Origin of the sequence: Stenotrophomonas sp. SMYL11 (genome assembly GCF_036320005.1) — a bacterium.
In the GTDB taxonomy this organism is placed as follows: Bacteria; Pseudomonadota; Gammaproteobacteria; order Xanthomonadales; family Xanthomonadaceae; genus Stenotrophomonas; species Stenotrophomonas maltophilia_A.
On the sequence record NZ_JAWIRS010000022.1, the window covers coordinates 1 to 8,550 of the forward strand.

An 8,550-nucleotide genomic window follows, 5' to 3' on the forward strand; every position below is an offset into this window, starting at 1 on the left:
CCCCCCGCCCCCCCCGCCGCGCCCCCCCCCCCCCCCCCCCCCCCCCCCCCCCCCCCCCCCCCCCCCCCCCCCCCCCCCCCCCCCCCCCCCCCCCCCCCCCCCCCCCCCCCCCACCCCTCTGGAAGCCGCCTTTTGACGTTGACGTTGCCTCTGCGGGTGCAGGGCCGCAGGTCCTGCCGCTACCCCTCTTCCCGCCGTCCGCGCAGGATGTCCCGGAACCACTGCCGGTGATGCTTGTACGCCCACCCGTAGGTCACCTTGCCCTGGGTCATCGCCCGCACCGAGCCCTTGATCCAGATCGCTGCATAGATGTGCACCACGATCGCGCACACCAGCACCCAGCCGAACAGCGCGTGGGCAAGCACCGAGAAGCGGATCACCCCGATCGGGAAGAAGTGGCTGAAGTACTGCCGCCAGATCACGAAGCCGGTCAGCAGCAGCGCCGACAGGCAACCGATGATGGCCCAGAACAGCAGCTTCTGGCCGGCATTGAAGCGGCCCACCGGCGGCAGCTTCTCGTCCTCGTTGCGCAGCACATCGCGCATGCCGCGCATCCACTTGCCATCGTCGGCGGTCGGCAGATTGTCGCGCCACATGCGGAACGCCAGCAGCGCAAAGCCGACGACCATGGCCAGGCCGATGAACGGGTGCAGGATGCGCGTCCATGGCCCACCGCCAAACAACTGGGTCAGCGGGAACAGGGCAGGGTGGAACAACGCCAGCCCGGACAGCGCGGTCAACACGAAGCAGATCGCCACAATCCAGTGATTGATGCGGGTCGGCGCGCGGTAGCGGATGATCTGCCGCGGGTGCGGGGCGTACTTCATGGCCGCTGCTCCTCTTCGATCTTCTTCGCCTCGTGCTCGGCTTCCTCTTCTTCCTCGTCATTGACCGTGTTGCGGCCGATGCCGATGTAATGCAGGAAGCCGGCGAAGGCGGTAGCGGCAATCGCCAGCACGCCCAGCGGCTTGGCCACGCCCTTCCACACCTCCACCATCGGGCTGATGCGCGGGTCCTTCGGCAGGTCGGCATACAGTTCCGGCTTGTCGACGTGCTGCAGCACGTACATCACATGGGTGCCGCCCACACCCTGCGGGTCGTACAGGCCGGCGTTCTCGTAGCCGCGCGATTTCAGGTCTTCCACGCGTCCCGCCGCGTGCTCGGTCATCGCCTGCTTGCTGCCGAAGGTGATCGCGCCGGTCGGGCAGGTCTTCACGCAGGCCGGTTCCTGGCCCACCGCCACCCGGTCCGAGCACAGCGTGCACTTGTAGGCCTTGTGGTCCTTCTGGGAGATGCGCGGCACGTCGAACGGGCAACCGGTCACGCAGTAGCCGCAGCCGATGCAGTTCTCTTCCTGGAAGTCGACGATGCCGTTGGCGTACTGGATGATCGCGCCCGGCGACGGGCAGGCCTTCAGGCAGCCCGGATCGCTGCAGTGCATGCAGCCTTCCTTGCGGATCAGCCACTCCAGCTTGCCCTTCTCGTCCTCGTACTCGCGGAACTTCATCACCGTCCACGACTGTTCGCTCAGGTCGGGCGGGTTGTCGTAGCTGCCAACGCAGCTGCCGACCTCGTCGCGCAGATCATTCCACTCCATGCAGGCGACCTGGCAGGCCTTGCAGCCGATACACTTGCTCACATCGATCAGCTTGGCGACCTGGCCGGTGTGCGCGCCACGCGCCTCCGGCGAGGGCGTGGTGGTGGCCGAGCGGCGGATGATGTCCAGGGATTGCAGTGACATGGCGTGTCTCCTACACCTTCTCGACCTTGACCAGGATGCACTTCGATTCGGGCGTCTGCGAGTTGCCGTCACCGATGGCGTTGGTCAGCGTATTGGCGATGTATCCGGGCTTGGCCGCACCGAGGAAGCCCCAGTGGATCGGCACGCCCACCTGGTGCACGGTTCTGCCATCAATCTGCAGGGCCTTGATGCGCTTGGTCACCATCGCCACGGCTTCGATGTGCCCGCGCTTGGAACTGACCCGCACGCGGCTGCCGTTGTTGATGCCCAGCTCATCGGCCAACGCCGCGCCGATCTCGACGAACTGCTCGGGCTGGATGATGGCGTTCAACTTGCCGTGCTTGGTCCAGAAGTGGAAATGCTCGGTCAGGCGGTAGGTGGTGGCTACATGCGGGAACTCGTCCGGCGAACCGATCTGTGCGCGATCGCTGGCGAACACGCGCGCCGCCGGGTTGTTCAACGTCAGTGCCTGGCCCGGGCTGAGCGGGTTGCTGCGCAGCGGGGTATCGAACGGTTCGTAGTGCTCCGGGAACGGCCCTTCGGCCATGCCAGCCTTGGCGAAGAAGCGGGCGATGCCTTCCGGGTTCATGATGAACGGGCCCATGCCGCCGGCGGGATCTTCATCCGCCTTGAAGTCCGGCACGTCCACGCTGCCCCAGTTTTTCCCGTTCCAGGCCAGCAGCGTGCGGCGCGGATCGAACGGTTGGCCGGCCACGTCGCACGAGGCGCGGTTGTACATCACGCGGCGATTGGCCGGCCATGCCCAGGCCCAGCCCAGCGTGTTGCCGATGCCGGTGGGGTCGCTGTTGTCACGTCGCGCCATCATGTTGCCGGTCGGGCCCCAGGCGCCGATGTAGATCCAGCAACCGGAGGAGGTGCTGCCGTCGTCGCGCAGGTCGCCGAATGCCGCCAGCTGCTCGCCGGCCTTGCGCACCAGCTTGGTCGGGTCCTTCGGATCGAACACGTCGGCCAGTGCCTTGCCGTTGTATTCCATCGCCAGTTCTTCCGGCGTCGGCAGTTCCGGGTTGGAGTACTTCCAGGCCAGGTCGCGCACCGGCTCCCACCACGCACCGCCGTCCTTCTCGTACATCGCCTTGATGCGATGGAACAGCTCGGACATGATCTCGATGTCGCTGCGCGCTTCGCCCGGCGGATTGGCCCCCTTCCAGTGCCATTGCAGCCAGCGCGAGGAGTTCACCACCGCGCCGTTTTCCTCGGCGAAGGAAGTGGTCGGCAGGCGGAATACTTCGGTCTGGATCGTGCTCGGGTCAACGTCGTTCAGCGCGCCATGGTTCTGCCAGAACGCGATGGTCTCGGTTTCCAGCGGGTCCATGCTGACCATGAACTTCAGCTTGGAGAACGCGCTGATCAGCTTGCCCTTGTTCGGCGCCGAGGCCAGCGGGTTGAAGCCCTGGCAGATGTAGCCGTGGATCTTGCCCTCGTTCATCAGCTCGTACGCCTGCAGCATGTCGTACGGCTTGTCGAGCTTGGGCAGATGGTCGAAGCACCAGTTGTTGTCGGCGGTAGCGGCGTCGCCCCACCACGACTTCATCAGGCTGACGTGGAACTTCGGGTAGTTTTGCCAGAACGACATCTGGTTGGCGCGCAGCGGCTTCTGCGTGCGCTTGGCGATGTAGGCGTCATAGTCCTGCTCGTCCTGTTTCGGCAACGTCAGGTAGCCGGGCAGCAGGTCGGACATCAGGCCGATGTCGGTCAGGCCCTGGATGTTGGAATGCCCGCGCAAGGCGTTCATGCCACCACCGGCCACGCCGATGTTGCCCAGCAGCAGCTGCACCATGGTGCCGGCGCGCACGTTCTGCGCACCGATCGAATGCTGCGTCCAGCCCAGCGCGTACAGGATGGTCATCGCCTTGTCCTTGCCGGCGGTGGACGCGATCATGTCCCAGACCTGGCGGATGCTGTCGGCGGGCGTGCCGCAGATGCGTTCGACCATCTCCACGGTGTAGCGCGCGTAGTGCTGCTTGAGCAGGTTGTAGACGCAGCGCGGGTCCTTCAGCGTCGGGTCGCTGCGCACGAATCCATCGTCACCGTAGGCGTAGTCCCAGCTGGAGCGGTCGTAGCTGCGCTTCTCCTCGTTGTAGCCCGAATACAGGCCGTCCTTGAAGGCGAACTCGTCCTTCACCAGGAACGACATGTCGGTGTAGTTCAGCACGTACTCGTGCTGGATGCGGTCCTCGGTCAACAGGTAGTTGATCAGACCGCCCAGGAACACGATGTCGGTGCCGGTACGGATCGGCGCATACACGTCGGCCACCGCGGCCGAGCGGTTGAAGCGCGGATCGACCACGATCAGCCGGGCCTTGTTGTGTGCCTTGGCCTCGGTCACCCATTTGAACCCGCACGGGTGTGCCTCGGCGGCATTGCCACCCATGATCAGGATCAGGTCGGCATTCTTGATGTCGACCCAGTGATTCGTCATCGCACCACGGCCTAGCGTCGGGGCAAGACCTGCCACCGTCGGGCCGTGTCAGACACGTGCCTGGTTGTCGAATGCCAGCATGCCAAGGGAGCGCACGACCTTGTGGGTCAGCACCGCGGTTTCATTGCTGGTCGCCGAGGCGGCGAGCATGCCGGTGGTCAGCCAGCGGTTGACCGTCTGCCCGGCCTCGTTCTTCTGCACGAAGTTGGCATCGCGGTCTTCCTTCATCAGCCGCGCGATGCGGTCCAGCGCATCGTCCCAGCTCAGCCGCTTCCACTCGTTCGAGCCCGGCGCGCGGTACTCGGGGTAGAGCAGGCGCGACTTGCTGTGGATGATGTCGGCCAGGCCGGCCCCCTTCGGGCACAGCGTGCCGCGGTTGACCGGATGGTCCGGGTCACCCTCGATATGGAAGATGCTCGGCTCGGCGTTCTTGGCGCCATCGCCGAGGCTGTACATCAGGATGCCGCAGGCCACCGAACAATACGTACAGGTGTTGCGGGTCTCGGTCGCGCGGGTCAGCTTGTACTGCCTGACCTCCGCGAGCGCGATGCCGGGCGCGAAGCCCATCAGTGCCAGGCTGGAGCCCACCAGGGTTGTCCCGGTGACCTTCAGGAACTGGCGGCGACTCATCGAGGGCATGCCGTTCTCCTTGGATGGCGGGGCGGCACGCAGACCACCCGGCTGTCGGTAGGTACGGCCCGGTTATAGCACAGGCCCCCGGATGCCCATGTGGCACAAGGTCCGGCCGCCTCGCCAAGGGGCGCGAAAAGGGGCGGCTCTGGTAAAGTTGCGTGCCCGCACCCCGGGGAGCCGTCTGCCGGGCCTGGTTCCAGGATGTTCCGCGCAGCCTCCGCCGTCCTGGCGCGATCCTCCGCGCCGGATCTGGAACATCGAGGAAAAATTTTGCGAAATCAACCAGTTGGGTTCCGTGCATGAGCGCCCCGTCACCTTCGTCGGACGCCGTCGCGCGCGGCACGCTGTACATCGTTGCCGCCCCCTCCGGCGCCGGCAAGAGCAGCATCGTCAATGCCACGCTGGCGCGTGATCCGCAGATCGCCCTGTCGATTTCCTTCACTTCGCGTGCGATGCGCCCGGGTGAAGTGAACGGCCAGCACTACCACTTCGTCAGTGCCGAAAAGTTCGAGCAGATGATCGCCGCCGGCGATTTCTTCGAGCATGCCTGGGTGCACGGCGACTGGAAGGGCACCGCCCGCCAATCGGTGGAGCCGCAGCTGGCCGCCGGCCAGGACGTGCTGCTGGAAATCGACTGGCAGGGCGCGCAGCAGGTGCGCCAGCTGGTGCCGGGCACGGTCACCGTGTTCATCCTGCCGCCGTCCAAGCAGGCCCTGCAGGACCGCATGCGCAAGCGCGGCCAGGACAGCGAGGCGGTCATCGCCCAGCGCCTGGGCGCAGCCCGTGACGAGATGCTGCACTTCAACGAGTTCGACTACGTCATCGTCAACGAGATGTTCGACACCGCCGTGGACGAGCTGTGCGCCATCTTCACCGCCAGCCGCCTGCGCCGGGAGGCCCAGAAGGTCCGCCACGCTGGGCTGATCCAGGCCTTGTTGACCCCCGATTCGGGCGCAACTGACTGATTCCAAAAGAATCGGGTAGGGGTTGGCTTGATTTTGTCCAGCCCCTGCCAGTACACTCCGTCCCCTTTCCCTCATTCGACTGAGCGGCCGACCGGTCGCCGGGAGCCCGTATGGCCCGCATCACCGTAGAAGATTGCCTGGAAGTCGTTAACAACCGTTTCGAACTGGTCATGATGGCTTCCAAGCGTGCCCGCCAGCTCGCCAACGGCGTGCAGGCCACGCTGGACAACAGCGAGACCGAGGACAAGCCGACCGTGCTGGCGCTGCGCGAAATCGCTGCCCGCAAGATCGACAACGCGCTGATCGACGAAGTCGAGAAGGCCGAGCGTGAGCGCGCCGAGCGCGAAGCGCTGGAGTGGGCTGCCGCGGAAGTGGTCGCCGACGAAGACATGTCCAAGAACGACGATTGATCGCATCGATCAGCGTAATTGTTGGATGTGCCGAACAGCCCGCCCCGTGCGGGCTGTTTCGCATTCAGGATTTGCCGTAAACGTCGCGCTGGAATAGGCTTCGGGCATGAACCCAGGCCCCACTGCCAAGGTCGCCGCAGCCCCCGCTGCCGCCGTACCCGACTACGTCCTCCAGCTTGAACGCGCCGCCCATTACCTGCCGCCGGAACAGCTGCCGCTGTTGCGCCGCGCCTGGGAAGTCGGAGCCGCCGCGCACGCCGGGCAGACGCGCAAGTCGGGCGAGCCCTATATCACCCATCCGGTGGCCGTGGCCCAGGTGCTGGCCGAGCTCGGCCTGGACGTGGAAGCGCTGATCGCCGCGATCCTGCACGACACCATCGAAGACACCCCGCTGACCCGTGAGGCATTGGCCGCCGAGTTCGGCGAAGCCGTGGCCGAGCTGGTCGACGGCGTGACCAAGCTGGACAAGCTGAAGTTCCGCGACCGCCAGGAAGCGGCCGCCGAGAGCTTCCGCAAGATGCTGCTGGCGATGTCGCGCGACCTGCGCGTGATCATGATCAAGCTGGCCGACCGCCTGCACAACATGCGCACGCTGGGCGCGCAGAGCCGCGAAGCGCGCGGCCGCATCGCCCGCGAGACGCTGGAGATCTACGCGCCCATCGCCCAGCGCCTGGGCATGAGCCTGGTCAAGAGCGAGCTGCAGAACCTCGGCTTCAAGGCGCTGTATCCGTGGCGCCACGCGATCCTGGAAAAGCACATCCGCAGCCAGCCGGTGGTCCGCCGTGAAGCGCTGGCGCAGGTGGAAGTGCAGCTGTCGCAGCGGTTGGCGAAGGAAGGCATCGAACACCGCCTGGTCAGCCGCATCAAGACCCCGTGGAGCATCTACAACAAGATGCGCGACGAGAACAAAACCTTCGACCAGGTGATGGACGTGTTCGGCTTCCGCCTGGTGGTGCGCAGCGTGCCCAGCTGCTACCACGCGCTGGGTTCGGTGCATGCCACGTTCAAGCCGCTGGATGGGCGTTTCCGCGATTTCATCGCCATTCCCAAGGCCAACGGTTACCAGTCGCTGCACACGGTGTTGTTCGGGCCGTATGGTTCGCCCATCGAAGTGCAGATCCGCACCGAAGAGATGGACCTGATCGCCGAACGTGGCGTGGCCGCGCATTGGACCTACAAGTTCGGCGGCGATTCACCGAACAGTGCGCAGAGCCGCGCGCATGCCTGGATCGTCGAGCTGATCGACTCGCAGCGTGCCGCCGGTTCCTCGCTGGAGTTCCTCGACAACGTCAAGGTTGACCTGTTCCCGGACGAGGTCTACCTGTTCACCCCGAAGGGCAAGATCCTGGCCCTGCCGCGCAATTCCACCGCGCTGGACTTCGCCTACGCCGTGCATACCGATGTCGGCAACATGGCCGTGGCCTCGCGCGTGGACAAGAAACTGGTGCCGCTGCGTACCAAGCTGGTGTCGGGCCAGTCGGTGGAGATCATCACCGCCCGCTCGGCCACGCCGAAACCGCAGTGGCTGGAATTCGTGGTCACCAGCAAGGCGCGCACCGCCATCCGCCACCAGCTCAAGCAGCTGGAGCACGAAGATGCCGTGCAGCTCGGCCACCGCATGCTCGACCGTGCGCTGGAAGCGATGGATTCGTCGCTGGAACGGCTGCCGAAGGGGCGCCTGGATGCGTTCCTGGCTGAGCACCGTTTCCCGCGCCTGGAGGCGCTGCTGGCCGAGGTCGCGCTGGGCAACTGGATGCCGACCCAGGCCGCGCAGGCGCTGATGGCTTACGCCGAACTGCGTGGCGGCCCGCATTCGCGCCACCACTCGCAGGAAAAGATCCTGATCAACGGCAGCGAGCGCGGCGTGGTCACCTTCGCCGGCTGCTGCCAGCCGATTCCCGGCGACGAGATCATGGGCTACCACACCGCCGGCAAGGGCATCGTGGTGCACCGCATGGACTGCCCGAACCTGGCCGAGCTGCGCAAGTCGCCCGAGCGCTGGGTGCCGATCGGCTGGGACACCACCGTTTCCGGCGACTACGACACCTCGCTGGTGGTGGAAGTGGAGAACGGCACCGGCGTGTTGGCGCAGCTGGCCGCCGCCATCGCACAGAGCCATTCCAACATCGAGCGCGTGGACTACCTGGACCGTGACTTCAATGCCGCCGTGCTGGCGTTCAACATCCAGGTGCGCGACCGCAACCATCTGGCCGAAGTGATGCGCCGCCTGCGCCGCCTGTCGGTCGTGCAGTCGGTACGCCGCCAGTAACGCGAACCCGCTAGTGCCGGCCGCGGGCCGGCAACGTCGCGGTGCTTCCGCCCTGCATGTGCGTTGCGGCCCCCGCCCCGCCCGAACCCCCC

6 protein-coding genes are annotated in these 8,550 nt (G+C 66.0%); 3 read left to right on the plus strand and 3 right to left on the minus strand.

All coding sequences use genetic code 11. The features are described 5' to 3' along the window. Nucleotides 1–179 precede the first annotated feature (179 nt). Genes V3B46_RS20465 through fdnG form a run of 3 tightly spaced genes read right to left on the minus strand, consistent with a single transcriptional unit; the run spans nucleotide 180 to nucleotide 4,820 of the window. On the minus strand, nucleotides 180–827 hold the full coding sequence (locus tag V3B46_RS20465; protein WP_032127833.1) for a formate dehydrogenase subunit gamma: 648 nt from the start codon (nucleotides 825–827) through the stop codon (nucleotides 180–182). Continuing rightward, complete coding sequence (gene fdxH, locus V3B46_RS20470; protein ID WP_329892753.1) at nucleotides 824–1,741, minus strand: formate dehydrogenase subunit beta; 918 nt, start codon at nucleotides 1,739–1,741, stop codon at nucleotides 824–826. Before fdxH ends, V3B46_RS20465 begins: the two co-directional genes overlap by 4 nt. Before the next feature lie 10 nt (nucleotides 1,742–1,751). Continuing rightward, entirely contained in the window at nucleotides 1,752–4,820 is a 3,069-nt protein-coding gene (gene fdnG, locus V3B46_RS20475; RefSeq protein WP_152906882.1) for a formate dehydrogenase-N subunit alpha, read from the minus strand. A gap of 293 nt (nucleotides 4,821–5,113) precedes the next feature. Between fdnG and gmk the strand changes: the two genes are divergently transcribed. The 3 genes from gmk (at nucleotide 5,114) to V3B46_RS20490 (ending at nucleotide 8,458) form a co-directional block, all read left to right on the plus strand. After that, complete coding sequence (gene gmk / locus V3B46_RS20480; protein WP_329892754.1) at nucleotides 5,114–5,779, plus strand: guanylate kinase; 666 nt, start codon at nucleotides 5,114–5,116, stop codon at nucleotides 5,777–5,779. 110 nt (nucleotides 5,780–5,889) lie between these two features. After that, on the plus strand, nucleotides 5,890–6,189 hold the full coding sequence (rpoZ, locus tag V3B46_RS20485; RefSeq protein ID WP_005410877.1) for a DNA-directed RNA polymerase subunit omega: 300 nt from the start codon (nucleotides 5,890–5,892) through the stop codon (nucleotides 6,187–6,189). 106 nt (nucleotides 6,190–6,295) lie between these two features. Further along, a complete protein-coding gene (locus tag V3B46_RS20490) occupies nucleotides 6,296–8,458 on the plus strand; it encodes a RelA/SpoT family protein (RefSeq protein ID WP_019661980.1) in 2,163 nt (720 codons plus the stop codon). Nucleotides 8,459–8,550: the final 92 nt, after the last annotated feature.